This is a genomic window from Pseudomonas sp. (assembly GCF_030683065.1).
Lineage (GTDB): Bacteria > Pseudomonadota > Gammaproteobacteria > Pseudomonadales > Pseudomonadaceae > Aquipseudomonas.
On the sequence record NZ_JAUXMX010000029.1, the window covers coordinates 1 to 15253 of the forward strand.

The window sequence follows — 15253 nt, forward strand, 5'->3', positions numbered from 1 at the left end:
GCCCCGTTCGCGGCATAGGAGGCCGTGCCCTTGCAACAGGGGCCTTTGAGACTATTATCACCGCCAAAATAGCGTCTCGGCACGCGGGATCGACGGGGGGCCGAACCCTCCGGACGGGCGGCACCGGACCATGAAAACGAATAAGCCGGCGTGAAGCGCGGGAGGCGAAGGCCGCCCGTGCGCCGCCACTATGGAGGTCGACCCTATGGATATGAGCTTCTCCCCCGAAGAGCTTGCCTTTCGCGACGAGGTTCGCACGTTTATCGCCGACAACTACCCGCAGGAGCTGAAGGGCGGCCGCCGCACACGCGGCGAGATGTCGAAGGAAGACATCCTGAAATGGCACCGCATCCTCTACAAGAAGGGTTGGGTCGTGCCGCATTGGCCGGTCGAATATGGCGGCACGGGCTGGACGATCACCCAGCGCTATATCTGGAACGAAGAAAACGCGCGCGCCGAAACCTCGCCGCTGCTGCCCTTCGGTCTGTCGATGGTCGGCCCGGTGATCTACACCTTCGGCAATGAGGAGCAGAAGAAGCGTTTCATTCCGGGCATCCTGTCGGCCGATGACTGGTGGTGTCAGGGCTATTCCGAGCCGGGTTCGGGTTCCGATCTTGCCAGCCTGCGCACCAAGGCGGTGCGTGAGGGCGACCACTACATCGTCAATGGTGGCAAGACATGGACAACACTGGCGCAATTCGCCGACTGGATGTTCTGTCTCGTCCGCACCGACGCCAATGTGAAGGCGCAGGAAGGCATTTCCTTTCTGCTGATCGACATGAAGACGCCGGGCATCACCGTGCGTCCGATCATCACCATGGACGGCGCGCATGAAGTCAACGAGGTCTTCCTCGAAGACGTCAAGGTGCCGGTCGAAAACCTGATCGGCGAAGAAAACAAGGGCTGGACCTACGCCAAGTTCCTGCTCGGCAACGAGCGCTCCGGCATCGCCGGCGTCGCCCGCTCCAAGAAGGCCATCGAACGGCTGAAGAAGATTGCCGCTGCCGAACTCGTCGACGGCGAGCCGCTGATGAAGACGGACGAGTTCGCCCGCAAGGTCGCCGAACTCGAGATCGACCTCTCCGCCCTCGAAGTGACCGAGCTTCGCACGCTGGCCGCCGAGAGCAGGGGGCGCGGTCCCGGCCCCGAAGCCTCGATCCTCAAGATCAAGGGCACGGAAATCCAGCAGCGCATCACCGAGCTGACCATGGAAGCCGTGGGCAACTACGCCTTCGTGCAGGCGCCGCGCATGGAAGTCACCGGCAACGAATTCACGCCGGGTCCCGACTACGCGCCGGGCGTCTCGCAGGATTACTTCAACATGCGCAAGACCTCGATCTATGGCGGGTCGAACGAGATCCAGCACAACATCATCGCAAAAATGGTGCTCGGCCTCTAAGCCGCGGCGCCGCAGAAACATCAAGGGGAAGGTCAGAGATGGATTTTTCGTTCACCGAGGAGCAGACGCTGCTCCGCAATACCGTACAGAGCCTGCTCGCCGACAAATATGATTTCGACACGCGCCGCAAGGTCGTGAAGACGGCCGATGGCTGGCGTCCCGAGATGTGGGCGCAGTTCGCCGAACTCGGCCTCCTCGCCGCGCCGTTCTCCGAAGAGCTCGGCGGCCTCGGCGGCGGTGCCATCGAAAACATGATCGTCATGGAAGAGTTCGGCCGTCATCTGGTGGTCGAGCCCTACATCGAAACGGTCGTGATCGCCGGCGGGTTCCTGCGCGAGGGCGGCTCGAAAGAGCAGCAGGAAGCGCATATCCCCGGCATCGTCGGCGGCGAAACGGTCTGGGCCTTCGCCTATGCCGAGCCGCAGGGCCGCTACAACCTCGCCGACCTCAAGACGACGGCGAAGAAGGACGGCGCGGGCTACACGATCAACGGCTACAAGGCCGTGGTTCTCGGCGCACCCTGGGCGCAGAAGCTTATCGTGACGGCGCGCAGTGCCGGCGGTCAGCGTGACCGCGACGGCGTTTCCGTGTTCATCGTCGACAAGTCGGCGGCGGGTGTCTCGACCCGCGACTATCCGACGGTCGACGGCCGCCGCGCTTCGGAGATCACCTTTGAAAACGTCAAGGTTGGCGCGGATGCGCTGATCGGCGTGGAAGGCAAGGGCCTGCCCCTCGTCGAGAAGATCACGGACGAGGCGATTGCCGCCCTCTCCGCCGAAGCCATCGGCTGCATGAAGGAACTCAACGCCGCCACCGTCGAATACTGCAAGACGCGCAAGCAGTTCGGCGTGCCGATCGGCAAGTTCCAGGTCCTGCAGCACCGCATGGTCGACATGTTCATGGCGTATGAGCAGTCCGTCTCCATGACCTACATGGTGAACCTCAAGCTCGGCGAGAGCGATGTGGAGCGCACCAAGGCCGCCGCCGGCGCCAAGGTGCAGATCGGCAAGGCCGGGCGCTTCGTGGGCCAGCAGGCCGTGCAGCTTCACGGCGGCATGGGCATGACCGACGAACTCAATGTCGGCCACTACTTCAAGCGTCTCACCATGATCGACACGCAGTTCGGCAATGTCGACCACCAGTTGAAGCGCTACTCCGAAGCCGCCTGAGTGGCACCGGACCGGATAGACGAAGGGGCCGCGCGAGCGGCCCCTTTTTTATACGACGGTATGGATCAGGCGCGGCGCGGGATCGGGGCCGGTGCCCGCAGGCGCTGGGGCGGCAGCGTGCATTCGGCCTGCGTTCCGACACCGAGCTTGCTCTTCAGTTCGAAGCGTCCGCCGTGAACCGCGAGCAGGCCCTTGACGATGGAAAGGCCGAGGCCGGAGCCCTTGCCCGGCTGCGCAAGCCCCGTTGCGCCTTGCGTGAAGGCGTGCAGCACCTTGTCGATTTCCGATTCCGCAATGCCGGGTCCGTTGTCGTGGACGCCGAAGCGCATCTCGCCCGAAGCCTCCATGCGCGCGAACATCTTGACCTCGGAGTCGGGCGGCGAAAACTTGATCGCATTGGTCAGCAGGTTGATCCAGGTCTGCCGCAGGGCACGGGCATCGCCATAGACGATCGGCAGGCCGGCCGCGAAGTCCTCGGTGATCGAAACGCGTTGCGCCTGCGCGCGGATTTCGAGGATGCGACGGCAATCGGCTGCCAGTTGAACGATGTCGACCTCTTCTTCGGTGATCTGGAAGCGGCCGGCCTCGATGCGGGAGAGGTCGAGCACGTCGTTGATGAGGCCGAGCAGATGTTGCCCCGACCGGTTGATGTCGTTCGCATACTCCTTGTAGGTCGGCACGGAATGCTTGCCGAAAATCTCCGACGCCATGACCTCCGAGAAGCCGATGATCGCGTTGAGCGGCGTACGAAGTTCGTGGCTCATATTCGCGAGAAAGTGCGATTTGGCGCGATTGGCCTCTTCGGCGCGGGCCCGGGCGGCGTCGGAATCGCGTTTCGCCTTGAAGAGCTGCTCGATGAGGCCGTTTTTATCCTCGCGCAGCGTAATGGCGCGCAGCATGACCCCGTTCACCTGCGCGGCGAGGCGGATGAGGAGCGCGGTAAAGACGATCAGCACCGCCACCATGGCGAAATGCTGGACTCCGCCGAACAGGATCAGCCGCAGCGCCAACGCGAGGGTGGTCGGCAGCACCGTCCAGTAGAACACCGGAAAGTAGAAGATCGTCACCAGCGTCATCGGCACCAGCGCGATGGTGACGGAGGAAATCAGGTAGGTCTGATGAATAAGGTCGTCCGGCACCCAGAACAGGAAGAGCAGCGAGGAAAAGCTGATCGAGAAGAGGGCCGTAAGGCCCTCGAAGCGCCACCGCCAGCGATCGACATCCTCCGGCTCGACGTCCGTCGCGAGAAATCTCTTGGCGTTGACATAGGTGAGCAGGTGCAGTGCCAGCATTGCACCGAGCCACACCGCGATATTCTGCCAAGCTACGATTCCGTGATGGCTGAAGGCATAAACAGTCATCAGCAGGGGGAAGGCGAGGGGAACGCTCGTCTGCGATTCCGCGAGCGTGCGCATTTGTTCGATCCGCGCGGCAGGCGTAAGCGGAGGCCCCCCCGCTTTCAGGGCATCGATATAGACGTGCAGCGCCCTGCGCCAGCGCGCCGGAGCACCAAAAAGGCTCTCGCGTGCGCCAACCCTGGCGGCGCCATGAGGCGCATCTTCCCACGTCATGCCGGTGCCCTTTTGCCCACTGTCGAAACGAAGTCGCCCGCGCCACTTTCCGATCGCAGGCGATTCCTGATTTTCGAGCTCCAGCCTCCGCTAAAAGTCTTAATAAGGTTTTCCGAGGCATGGTTAAGACGGCATAATCCGGCCGAGCGCCGCGCCCTTTTTGATTGGAAGAATGGGCTCGTCAGCAGAATCTGTCTCACAGGCAGACACAATGAACAGGAAAGAGGCAGTCCGCGATGAGCGATCCCCTGATTTTCGAAAAAGCCGGCCCCGTCGTCACCTTGACCATCAATCGGCCCGAGAGCCGTAACCCGCTCGGCGCCCCTGAGGATGCAGAGAACTTCTCCAGCGCCGCCGCGCGGATCAACGCCGACCGGGAAGTTCGTTGCGTGATCCTGACGGGAGCCGGCAAGGCTTTCTCCGCGGGCGGCAACGTGAAGGCGATGCGCGAGGGCGGCGACGGCTTCGGCGGTCCCGGCGTTCATATCCGCGAGCGCTACCGGAACGGCATCCACCGCATCGTGAAATCCGTCTGGGGCATCGAGGTGCCGGTCATCGCCGCCGTGAACGGTCCCGCCATCGGCCTCGGCAACGACGTCGCCTGCCTGGCGGATACGCGCATCGCGGCCGACAGCGCAATCTTCGGCGCGACCTTCCTCAAGATCGGCCTCATCCCGGGCGACGGCGGTGCCTGGCTGCTCCCGCGCATTATCGGCATGGCCCGCGCCTCCGAGCTTCTCTACACCGGCGACACCATCGACGCGGCGACGGCGATGGACTGGGGCCTCGTCTCCGAAGTGGTTCCCGCCGACAAGCTGATGGACCGGGCCCGGGAGGTCGCCGGAAAGATCTGCAACCAGGCGCCGGACGTCCTTCGCATGACCAAGCAGCTCCTGCGCCAGGGCATGCTCACCTCCTTCGACAATGTGATGGAGCTTTCGGCCTCCATGCAGGCGTTGGCCCACCACACCAGCGACCACAAGGAAGCGCTGGACGCCTTCTTCGAAAAGCGCGCGCCGAACTACAAGGGCGCCTGAGAACCGTTCGAAACTGAACAGGGCCGCCGCAGCGGGCGAACAGCCCGCGGCGGCCCGCGCATTGAAGCGGGGGAGCTTTGCCCCTAAAGTCCCCGGCAACAGAACACGGGCGTCAGGCCCAGCAAACGGGAGCGAAACATGAGTGTCATCGGTGTAGTGGCGACCCTTAAGGTCCAGCCGGGCAAGGAAGCGGAATTCGAGAAGGTCTTCGGCGAACTGCGCTCGAAGGTGAAGGCGAACGAGAAGGGCTGCCTCCAGTACGATTTCTTCAAGTCGAAGTCGGAACCCTCCACCTTCGTCGTCATGGAGCAATATGCCTCGCAGGCCGACCTCGACGCGCATGGCAAGACGGAATATTTCCGTGCGGCCGGCCCCGCCCTCGGCGCGGTCCTCGGCGGAGCGCCGACACTTCTTTTCCTCGACAAGGTCGAATGAACGGCTAACCGGGAAAGCGCATCATGGATCTCGCATTCAGCAAGGAAGACGAAGCCTTCCGTCAGGAAGTTCGTCAGTTTATCGAAGAGAGCTACACGCCGGAGATGCGCGCGAAGCACGCGCGCTCGAAGCACGGCTACATGGACAAGGAAAACCATGTGAAGTGGCAGAAGGCACTGGCGAAGAAGGGCTGGCTTGCGCCCAACTGGCCGACGGAATATGGCGGGCCGGGTTTCACCGCCTCGCAGAAATATATCTTCGACGTGGAGATGGGCCGCGCCGGCGTGCCGCACACCATTCCCTTCGGCCCGACCATGGTGGCCCCCGTCATCATGAAGTTTGGCACACCCGAACAGAAGAAGCGCTTCCTGCCGGACATTCTCGAAACCAACGTCCTCTGGTGTCAGGGCTATTCGGAGCCGGGCGCCGGTTCCGACCTCGCCTCGCTGCAGACCAAGGCCGAGAACAAGGGCGACCACTACCTCGTCAACGGTTCCAAGATCTGGACCTCGGTGGCGCAGTGGGCTGACTGGATTTTCTGCCTCGTCCGCACTTCGAAAGAAGGGAAGCCCCAGGAAGGCATTTCCTTCCTTCTGATCGACATGAAGACGCCGGGCGTGAAGGTGGAGCCGCTGGTGCTGCTCGACGGCACGCCGGGCCCCCACCAGGAAGTGAACCAGGTCTTCTTCACCGACGTGAAGGTGCCGATGGAAAATCGTATCGGCGAGGAGAACAAGGGCTGGACCTACGCCAAGTACCTGCTCGAATTCGAACGCGGCAATCCCTACTCGGCCGGCCTCTACCGCGCCGTCGCCAAGACGAAAAAGATGGCGAAGGAAACCATGGTCGATGGCGGCACGCTCGCCGACGACCCGGAATTCAAGGCCCGCGTCGCCGATCTCGAGTCGCAGATACTGGCGATGGAGTTCACGGAATTGCGCATCTTCTCTGCGCTCTCGACCGGCGGAAATGTCGGCCCGGAATCCTCGCTGCTGAAGTGCCGCGGCACGGAAATCCAGCAGGCGGTTTCGCAGCTCGCGGTCGAAGTGCTCGGTCACTACACCATCCCCTTCGTCGAGGATGGCATGATCGAGACCAACGAGCCCGACATCGGCCCCAAGAATGCCTTCACCGTTGCGCCTTATTACTTCTCGCTGCGCAAGGCGTCGATCTATGCCGGCTCCAATGAGGTCCAGCGCAACATCATGGCGAAGGCCGTGCTCGGGCTTTGAGCATCGCCAGATGATTATCTGACAGTCCGGGGGCGGAAGAAATTCCGCCCCCGTTTTCTTCTCGTGAGCTAGCGCGGCAGTGGCGCATCTTTGCGCTTCACGCGTCCATAGGCCTGCGTGATCCGGTCGAACACGATGGCGAGCGCGACGATCGCGATGCCCGCCGCCAGCCCGCGCCCGATATCGAGGCGCTGGATGCCGAGCAGCACTTCCTCGCCGAGCCCGCGCGCCCCGATCATCGAGGCAATGACGACCATGGAGAGCGCCATCATCGTCGTCTGGTTGACCCCCGCCATGATGCTCGGCAGCGACAGCGGCAGTTTGATGTCGATGAGTTGCCGCCACTTGTCGGCGCCGAGATCGGCGGCCATCTCCACCAGCTGCCGGTCCACTGTTCTCAAGCCGAGATCGACCAGCCGGATCAGCGGTGGCGTTGCATAGATGAGCGTCGCAAAGAGCGCAGGCACCTTGCCGAGCCCGAACAGCATCAGCGCCGGAATGAGATAGACGAAGCTCGGCAGCGTCTGCATCGCATCGAGCACGGGCAACACGATCCGCCGTGCGAGGTCGCTGGCCGCGATCGCGATCCCCGAAGGCAGACCTATCAGCACCGCGAAGAAGACCGACACGAGCATCAGCGCCAGCGTCTGTATCGCAAGATCCCAGAGCCCCAGCGCGCCGATCAGGAACAACAGCGCCGCCAGTGCGACGGGCAGCACGATCCGCCGCGAGGCGTGCCAGGCCGCCCCGGCAACCGCGAGGATGATAAGCCACCAGGGCAGGGCGCCGAGGCCCGCCTCGAGCGCCACGATGAGCGCGAGCAACCAGCCACTCGCCGCATGGAAAGCGTTGCCATAGTCCGCGACAAAATTCTTCATCGCGCGATTGACCCATGCCTCGACGGGAAATTCGAGCGCCAACGGAAAGCTTCGCGCTTCCGCCTCCCGTTCGCCGGTCACCCGCGCCGCGATCTCGGGCGTCACCCATTGCCGCCAGATGTCCGGCCGCGTCTCGATGAAGTGCAGCGCCGCATCCCGCGCCGACGCGTCCCTGTTCGCTTGCATATAGGCGAGCGCTTCGCTCACCATCTGCCCCGTCGTCTCGTAGGCGCGCAGAAAGGCCGCGACCTCCGGCGCCCTCTCCGCGAACCTTGCATTCGCGCCGATGATGACCTCGACGGTCGGAAAGGCGACGGGCGGGTTCCGCTTCGGGTCGGCGTTGAAGGCGTTCCACGCCTCTTCCGACCAGGCCGGCTCTTCGAGCTTCACGAGGTCGAATGCGCCGAGAACCCATGTCGGTCCCCAGTAATAGGCGACGACGGGTTCGCCGCGCTCATAGGCGGAAGCGATGGCGGCGGCGAGTGCCGCTCCGGTTCCGGGCCGGAAGTTCGTATAGAAGCGGTCGAGCCCATACCCTTCGAGCTTGCGTGTGCTCTGCTCCTCGCAGCTCCAGCCGAGAATGCAATTGTAGAAGCGTCCCTTGCCCGGCTGCTCAGGATCGCGAAACAGGGCAGCGTACTGTTTGAGATCGGAGACGGACCGGAGATCTGGCGCCATCGGCTCGATGCCGCGCGCCGCGTCGCCCTCCACCACATAGCGCGGCACATACCAGCCCTGCACCGCATCCGGAAAATTTGTGCCGAGCGAAACCACGGTCCCGGCTTCCAGCGCTTCGTTCCACGGCTCCGTGACATTGTCGCGCCAGATTTCCATCAGCACGTCGATATCGCCCTGTCCGAGCCCCGTCACGAGCGGCAGCGTCGAGCCCGGCAGCACATCCGTCTCGCAGCCATAGCCGCGTTCGAGAATGACGCGCGCGAGTTCGGTGTGGAAGGCGTTGGAATCCCAGTCGAGCCCGCCGAACATCACCGGCCGGTCGACCTCGAATGACGGCGTGGCTGCGGCGCCGGAAGGGAAGCCGCAGATCGAAAGGAAAAGCGCCGCAAGAGCGAAGAGAGCCCGGTTCAGCATCGCAGCACTATAGGCGCCGCCAAAGAAAAAGGGGAACCCGGAAGGTTCCCCTTTGTCGTCCGTCCGGCGGAGAGGCTTACTTGCCGCCCGTCGCCAGCTTGAAGAACTTGCCGGTCTGCTCGCCGCCCATGAAGAAGGGGGTGGCGTTCGAGAAGTCGGAAATCTTGCCCCAGTTCTCGGCGACCTTTTCGGCCGTGAGGCCTTCGCGGCCGAGGAAAATGCCTTCGGCTTCTTCCATGCGCGCGGCGGCGAACACGCCGGCACCCGCGCAGAGGATCATGCCGGTCGGCGCGTCTTCCGAGACGAGGAACATGACACCCGGCGACACGGCGTCTGGCGTCAGCATCTCTTCGGCTTCCGGCGGCATCAGGTCGGAGGTCATCCGCGTATAGGCGACGGGCGCCAGCGCGTTGCAGTGAATGTTGTTCTTCTGGCCTTCCAGCTTCAGCGTGTTGATGAAGCCCACAACCGCGAGCTTTGCCGCGCCGTAGTTTGTCTGGCCGAAATTGCCGTAGAGGCCGGTCGAGGAGGCGGTCACGACGATGCGGCCGTAATTCTGCTCCTTCATGATTTCCCACACCGCCTTGGTCGGCTTTACGGTGCCCATGAGGTGCACATCGACGACGAGCTGGAAGTCTGCGATTTCCATCTTCGAAAACGACTTGTCGCGCAGGATGCCGGCATTGTTGATGAGGATGTCGATGCGGCCGAACTTGTCCATGGTCTGCTTGACCATGTTCTGGACGCCCTCGTCGTCCGTCACCGACGAACCGTTGGCGATCGCCTCGCCGCCCAGCGCCTTGATTTCCTCGACCACCTTGTTGGCCGCGTCGGAAGAGCCGCCGGCGCCGGTCCGGTCGCCGCCGAGGTCGTTCACGACAACCTTGGCGCCGCGCCGCGCGAGTTCCAGCGCGTGGGAACGGCCGAGGCCGCCGCCTGCGCCCGTCACGATGGCGACCTTGCCGTCAAAACGAATGCTCATGGGTCTTTTCTCCAGTTGAACAGGTGGGGCGGGGCCGCCGGAATGCCCGCTTTCGGGGCTTGGGGCGTGGCCCATGGGAAACTTGCGGGGACTTTGTGCATGAGAGCCGTGCGAGGGTCAAGGGAAGCCCTGCCGGGCGGTTCCATTGCGCTCTGCGACCGGCCCCCTATGATGTCGGCACCCGCCAAAAGCCGCGAATCCCTGCCGGAAAGCTCCCTTTTATGACCCTTTTGTCTCTCCAGAGCGCCCTCGGGCTCGCGGCCATTATCGGCCTTGCCTGGGTGCTGAGCGAGAACCGCCGCGCCTCCCGCCGCTACCTGGCGGTCGATGTCGCCATCGCTCTCGCTCTCCAGATCGGCGTGGCGCTGATCCTGCTGAAGCTGCCGCTGGCGCGCGACGCGCTGGTCGGCCTCAACGGCGTCGTGGAAGCGCTGATGGCGGCGACCTCCGCCGGCACCGGCTTCGTCTTCGGCTATGTCGGCGGCGGTGCCGCGCCCTTCGAGGTTGCGCACCCGCAAAACAGCTTCGTCCTCGCCTTCCAGGCCTTGCCTCTCGTCCTCTTCATGTCGGCGCTCTCCGCGCTCCTCTGGTACTGGCGGGTCCTGCCGGTCGTCACGCGGGGCTTCGCGGTTCTGCTGCGCAAGACCATGGGCATCGGCGGCGCGGTCGGCCTTGCCTCTGCCGCCAATGTCTTTGTCGGCATGGTGGAAGCGCCGCTCCTCATCAAGCCCTATCTGGAGCGTCTCTCCCGTTCCGAACTCTTTGCCGTCATGACGGTCGGCCTTGCCACCGTCGCGGGCACCGTTCTCTTCCTCTATGCCAGCATCATCGCGCCCGTCGTGCCGGGATCGCTCGGCCAGATCGTCACGGCCTCGCTCATCTCGCTCCCCGCCGCCCTGCTGATCGCACGCCTGATGGTGCCGGAGGAGGCGGGACGCACGCCCACCGGCGTCGGCGACGATGTGCCCGTGGTCGACTATGAAAACAGCATGGACGCCCTCACGCGCGGCACCTTCGAGGGGCTTCATCTGCTGCTCAACATTATCGCCATGCTGCTGGTGATGGTCGCCTTCGTCGCGCTCCTCAATGTTCTGCTGGCACTGCTGCCCGATGTCGGCGAGGCGCCGCTCACGCTCCAGCGCCTCTTCGGCTGGGCCTTCGCACCGCTCGTCTGGCTGATGGGCGTACCGTGGACGGAGGCGCCCGCAGCCGGGCAGATCATGGGCGTCAAGACGATCCTGAACGAACTTCTCGCCTATATCGCGCTGGCGGGAGAAGCCGGCGCGGGCCTGAGCGAACGCTCGCGCCTCATCATAGTCTACGCGCTGTGCGGCTTCGCCAATCCGGCAAGCGTCGGCATCATGATCGGCGGCCTCACTGCCATCGCGCCCTCGCGCCGCTCCGAGATCGTGGCGCTTGCGCCGCGTGCCCTCATCTCCGGCACCCTCGCGACCTCGATGACCGGCGCGGTGATCGGCCTCATCGTTTAACAGAAAAACAAGGGGAGGAACTGTCGTGAAGCTTTACAACTCGGCCATGCCCGCGCCCAATCCGCGCCGCGTCCGCATATTCGCCGCCGAAAAAGGCATCGACCTGCCGCTTGAGGAGGTCGCGCTGGCAAAGCGTGAGCACAAGTCGGACGCCTTTCGCGAGAAAAATTCGCTCGGCCAGACGCCGGTCCTTGAACTCGATGACGGCACGACCATTTCCGAAAGCGTCTCGATCTGCCGCTACCTGGAGGAGACGTACCCGGAGAAACCTCTCTTCGGCCGTACTGCCCTCGAACGCGCGCAGGTCGACATGTGGCTCCGCCGCGTCGAATTCGCGCTGATGGGGCCGATAGGGAATTTCTGGCGCCACGCGCACCCTTACACGGCGAAGGTTGTGAAGCAGTTCAACGACTTCGGCGAGTCGAACCGCGAAGCCGCCACTGCGGCCTTCCGCTGGCTCGACCGCGAGCTTGCGGGGCGCGAATTTCTCGCCGGAGACTATTTCTCCGCCGCTGACATCACTGCGCTCTGTACGGTCGACTTTGCGGATTTTGCAGGGCTGAAAATGCCGGAAGACGCGCCGAACCTGCGGGCCTGGCACGCGCGGGTCTCGCAAAGGCCCAGCGCTGCGGCGTAAAAATAAAGGCGGCGTCCACGGGGTACGGAATGGACGCCGCCAATACGTTCCCATCCGCACCCGATTAAAGTCCCGGCTGGAAACATCACCGATGAACTCTCGACCCATCGGTTGATGCGATAATCGCGTTTTGAAGCTGAACGCAGCCTGAACCGAAATAGGTCGCAATATGGCGGACGGACATTGCGTCCTGCGGCAGAGATAGTAAGCTATCTTTATTAGTTGCGCTTTGGGAGGAGTGGCACGATGACGGAGGAGAAGGGCCAAGCGCGCCTGACGACATGGCAGCTCATCGCCTATGGCCAGCTCGTCGTACCGCTCGCGGTCATCGGCTTGCCCGTTGCGGTCTATCTCCCGCCTTTCTATTCGAGCACGCTCGGTCTCGACCTCGCCGCCGTGGGCATCATCCTGATGCTGGCGCGTATTTCCGACGTGGTGACGGATCCGCTGATCGGCCGTCTTTCCGATCGCACCCGCTCGCGCTTTGGGCGCAGGCGCCCTTGGATTATCGCGGGCGTGCCCGTCATGGTCGTCTCCGCCCTGATGCTCTTCGTACCGCAGGGCGAAGTATCGAACCTCTATCTGCTCATCTGGATATCGGCGATCTATCTCGGCTACACGCTGATCACAATTCCCTATGGCGCGTGGGGCGCCGAACTTTCGGGCGACTACAGCGAGCGCAACCGCATCACCGGCAGCCGCGAGATGTTTCTGCTGGCCGGCCTTCTGATCGCCATCACCGCGCCCATCGTCGGCGCTTATTGGAGCGGTACCTCGGCGGAGGAGGGCGCGGCCAGCCGTTCGGCAGTCGGTGTGCTCGGCTGGCTGACGGCCTTCATGCTGCCGATCTGTGCCCTGATCGTCTTCGCGTCGGTGCCTGAGCCGCGCATCCACGAGACGAAAACAATTCCCTTCCGCCGCGGCCTTCGCGTCGCGATGAAGAACGGCCCGTTCCGTATCATCCTGCTTAGCTCGATCTTCGGCGCGCTTGCCGGCTCCATCAATATCGGTGTCGTGATCTTCTTCTACGATCACGTCGCTGAAATAGGACAGGCGGGCACCGTTCTGATCTTCGTGCTTTTCGTTGCCGGCGTCATCGGCTCGCCCTTCTGGGTCTGGCTCGGCAGCCGCATGGGCAAGCACAAGGCGATTGCTTCCGCGGGCATCGCCTCCATGTTCGTCTTCGCCCTCGTTCCGGCCGTCATCTATCTGGTGAAGCCGGTGGCGCCTGAAGCCGTCATATGGTGCCTCCTCTTCATCACGGTGATCCAGGGGCTTGCGCTCGGCGCGGCCCCTATCCTCGGCCCCTCCATCATGGCGGACGTCGTCGATCTCGACACGATCAAGAGCGGAGAGCCGCGCGCGGCTTTCATGTTTGCGTTCCTCGGTATGGTCCGCAAGATTTTCGAGGCGGTCGGCGTCGGTCTCGCCCTGCCGATCCTTGCCTGGGCGGGTTTCAGCGCCCAGTCCCGCGAGAATTCGCCCGAGGCGCTTTTCGCGCTCCTCGCCATGTATTGCATGGTGCCGCTGGTCCTCTGGCTCATTTCCATCGCAATCATCCTCCGCTACCCGATCACGCGGGAGCGTCAGACAAGGCTGCGCGCGGCGCTGGAACGCCGGATCGCACGCCACACGGCGCTCCGCCGCATGATGGCGGACTGACGGCCGGTCCATGACGGCAAGCCTTGACAGGGCCGCCGCTTGCCTTCAAACTTTACCACATGGTTAAGTATCAAGACCGGCATCTCGACCGGACCTTCGCCGCCCTTGCCGATCCGACGCGGCGCGCCTTGCTGGCGCGGCTCGAAGCGGGCGAAGACCTTTCCGTCAGCGAACTGGCGCGGCCTTTCGCCATGTCGCTGCCTGCGGTGATGAAGCATCTCGATGTGCTGAGCGACGCCGGCCTCATCGAAAAGCGAAAGACCGGCCGCACCGTTTCCTGCTCGCTCAACGCCGAACCCATGAGGGAAGCGATGGAGTGGCTGAACCGCTATCGCCGTTTCTGGGCCGCCAATCTGGACCGGCTCGCGGCCTTTCTGGAAACGGATGACAAAAGAAAAGCCGCGCGCCGGAAAGATACAGCCAAGCCGAAGCCGGACAGGAAGAAATAGCGTCGACAAAGATCAATCGGAGGAGAGTTCAAATGGCATATGTAGACGGATTTGTGTTGCCGGTTCCGAAGAAGAATATCGACGCCTACAAGCGCATGGCGCGCAAGGCCGGGAAAATCTGGATGGAATATGGCGCGCTCGATTTCAAGGAATGCGTCGGCGACGATCTCAACATCAAGGGCATGTTGAGCTTCACGAAAGGCATCAAGGTGAAGCCGGGCGAAACCGTCATGTTCTCCTGGATCACCTACAAGTCGCGCGCTCACCGCGACAAGGTGAACGCAAAAGTGATGGCCGACCCGCGCCTCGGCAAGATGCCTTCCTCCATGCCCTTCGATCCGAAGCGCATGATGTATGGCGGCTTCAAGACGCTGGTCGATCTCGGAAAATAACCGGAGAGGCGAGGGCGGAACCTGTTGTGCGGCTCGCTCTCGAACCCTGTCGAACGGAAGGAGGCTGCCATGAGCAATCTCGCTGAAAAGAAGCAATTCGCGCAGAAGCGCGTCGTTTCGCGCGATGAATGGTTGAAGGCGCGCAAGGCGCTGCTGGCGGAAGAAAAAGCGCTGACCCGCGCGCGCGACCGGCTCTCCGCCGCGCGCCGCGAGTTGCCTTGGGTGAAACTCGAAAAGGACTATGTCTTTGAAGGCTCTGGGGGCAGCGTGACGCTCGCCGATCTTTTCGACGGCCGCAGCCAGCTCATCGTCCAGCATTTCATGCTGACGCCCGGCTCCGATCACATTTGCCCCGGGTGTGCCTTCGGTGCAGATCATGTCGATGCCGCGCGAATGCATTTCGAAAACGCGGACCTCTCCTTCGCGGCGATTTCACGCGCACCGCTCTCGCAGATCGAGCCGGTCAGGAAGCGCATGGGCTGGAAGTTCAACTGGGTCTCGTCGCGCGGCAACAGCTTCAATTACGATTTCGGCGTCTCTTTCACGCCGGAACAGGTGGCGAGCGGCGATGTCGGCTACAATTTTGGAACCACACCCTATGCCGCGGAAGAGCTGCACGGCATGAGCGTCTTCGCGAAAGATGAGGCAGGCGACATCTTCCACACCTATTCGACTTACGCGCGCGGCACGGAGATGACCGTCGCCGCCTTCGCATTTCTCGACATGGCGCCGAAAGGCCGCAACGAGAACGGCATCATGAACTGGGTAAGGCTGCACGACGAATACGAGCGGAAAGGGCAGGAAGGATCCTGCTGCCACTGACGCAGG

The 15253-nt window shown here is 63.2% G+C and carries 14 protein-coding genes and 1 pseudogene; 11 read left to right on the forward strand and 4 right to left on the reverse strand.

Annotation, left to right across the window (positions count from 1 at the left end):
* Positions 1 to 205: 205 nt before the first annotated feature.
* Both Q8K09_RS06940 and Q8K09_RS06945 read left to right on the forward strand, forming a co-directional pair.
* Positions 206 to 1399, forward strand: a complete 1194-nt coding sequence (locus Q8K09_RS06940) for an acyl-CoA dehydrogenase family protein (RefSeq protein WP_305254238.1) — start codon at positions 206 to 208, stop codon at positions 1397 to 1399.
* A 38-nt stretch (positions 1400 to 1437) separates the two neighbouring features.
* Positions 1438 to 2568, forward strand: a complete 1131-nt coding sequence (locus Q8K09_RS06945) for an acyl-CoA dehydrogenase family protein (RefSeq protein ID WP_305254239.1) — start codon at positions 1438 to 1440, stop codon at positions 2566 to 2568.
* A 65-nt stretch (positions 2569 to 2633) separates the two neighbouring features.
* Here the strand turns inward: Q8K09_RS06945 and Q8K09_RS06950 are convergent, their stop codons facing one another.
* The gene (locus Q8K09_RS06950; protein ID WP_305254240.1) at positions 2634 to 4139 is read right to left on the reverse strand and encodes a HAMP domain-containing sensor histidine kinase; all 1506 of its coding nucleotides are present in this window, start codon (positions 4137 to 4139) and stop codon (positions 2634 to 2636) included.
* A 236-nt stretch (positions 4140 to 4375) separates the two neighbouring features.
* Here Q8K09_RS06950 and Q8K09_RS06955 point away from each other — a divergent pair, with 236 nt between their 5' ends.
* The 3 genes from Q8K09_RS06955 to Q8K09_RS06965 all read left to right on the forward strand — a co-directional run bounded on the left by Q8K09_RS06955 (position 4376) and on the right by Q8K09_RS06965 (position 6843).
* Positions 4376 to 5176: a crotonase/enoyl-CoA hydratase family protein gene (locus Q8K09_RS06955; protein WP_305254241.1), complete on the forward strand. Its 801-nt coding sequence runs from the start codon at positions 4376 to 4378 to the stop codon at positions 5174 to 5176.
* A 138-nt stretch (positions 5177 to 5314) separates the two neighbouring features.
* Positions 5315 to 5611 carry a putative quinol monooxygenase gene (locus Q8K09_RS06960; RefSeq protein WP_305254242.1) on the forward strand — a complete coding sequence of 99 codons (297 nt, stop codon included), beginning with the start codon at positions 5315 to 5317 and terminating at the stop codon, positions 5609 to 5611.
* A gap of 23 nt (positions 5612 to 5634) precedes the next feature.
* Positions 5635 to 6843 (forward strand): acyl-CoA dehydrogenase family protein, encoded by a 1209-nt coding sequence (locus Q8K09_RS06965; RefSeq protein WP_305254243.1) that lies wholly within the window; start codon positions 5635 to 5637, stop codon positions 6841 to 6843.
* A gap of 68 nt (positions 6844 to 6911) precedes the next feature.
* Here the strand turns inward: Q8K09_RS06965 and Q8K09_RS06970 are convergent, their stop codons facing one another.
* The 3 genes and pseudogenes from Q8K09_RS06970 to Q8K09_RS06980 form a co-directional block, all read right to left on the reverse strand.
* Positions 6912 to 7721, reverse strand: a complete 810-nt coding sequence (locus Q8K09_RS06970; RefSeq protein WP_305254397.1) for a proline/glycine betaine ABC transporter permease — start codon at positions 7719 to 7721, stop codon at positions 6912 to 6914.
* Positions 7722 to 7865: 144 nt separating this feature from the next.
* A pseudogene (locus Q8K09_RS06975) lies at positions 7866 to 8813 on the reverse strand (ABC transporter substrate-binding protein); the annotation flags it as partial.
* A gap of 76 nt (positions 8814 to 8889) precedes the next feature.
* The gene (locus Q8K09_RS06980) at positions 8890 to 9795 is read right to left on the reverse strand and encodes an SDR family oxidoreductase (RefSeq protein WP_305254244.1); all 906 of its coding nucleotides are present in this window, start codon (positions 9793 to 9795) and stop codon (positions 8890 to 8892) included.
* A gap of 221 nt (positions 9796 to 10016) precedes the next feature.
* Here Q8K09_RS06980 and Q8K09_RS06985 point away from each other — a divergent pair, with 221 nt between their 5' ends.
* From Q8K09_RS06985 to Q8K09_RS07010, 6 genes are all read left to right on the forward strand, one after another.
* The gene (locus tag Q8K09_RS06985) at positions 10017 to 11285 is read left to right on the forward strand and encodes a NupC/NupG family nucleoside CNT transporter (protein ID WP_305254245.1); all 1269 of its coding nucleotides are present in this window, start codon (positions 10017 to 10019) and stop codon (positions 11283 to 11285) included.
* Positions 11286 to 11310: 25 nt separating this feature from the next.
* Positions 11311 to 11922, forward strand: a complete 612-nt coding sequence (locus Q8K09_RS06990) for a glutathione S-transferase family protein (RefSeq protein ID WP_305254246.1) — start codon at positions 11311 to 11313, stop codon at positions 11920 to 11922.
* Between the two features lie 246 nt (positions 11923 to 12168).
* Complete coding sequence (locus Q8K09_RS06995; protein WP_305254247.1) at positions 12169 to 13584, forward strand: MFS transporter; 1416 nt, start codon at positions 12169 to 12171, stop codon at positions 13582 to 13584.
* A 23-nt stretch (positions 13585 to 13607) separates the two neighbouring features.
* The gene (locus Q8K09_RS07000) at positions 13608 to 14033 is read left to right on the forward strand and encodes a helix-turn-helix transcriptional regulator (protein WP_305254248.1); all 426 of its coding nucleotides are present in this window, start codon (positions 13608 to 13610) and stop codon (positions 14031 to 14033) included.
* Between the two features lie 32 nt (positions 14034 to 14065).
* On the forward strand, positions 14066 to 14425 hold the full coding sequence (locus Q8K09_RS07005; protein WP_305254249.1) for a DUF1428 domain-containing protein: 360 nt from the start codon (positions 14066 to 14068) through the stop codon (positions 14423 to 14425).
* Between the two features lie 69 nt (positions 14426 to 14494).
* On the forward strand, positions 14495 to 15247 hold the full coding sequence (locus tag Q8K09_RS07010) for a thioredoxin family protein (RefSeq protein WP_305254250.1): 753 nt from the start codon (positions 14495 to 14497) through the stop codon (positions 15245 to 15247).
* Positions 15248 to 15253: the final 6 nt, after the last annotated feature.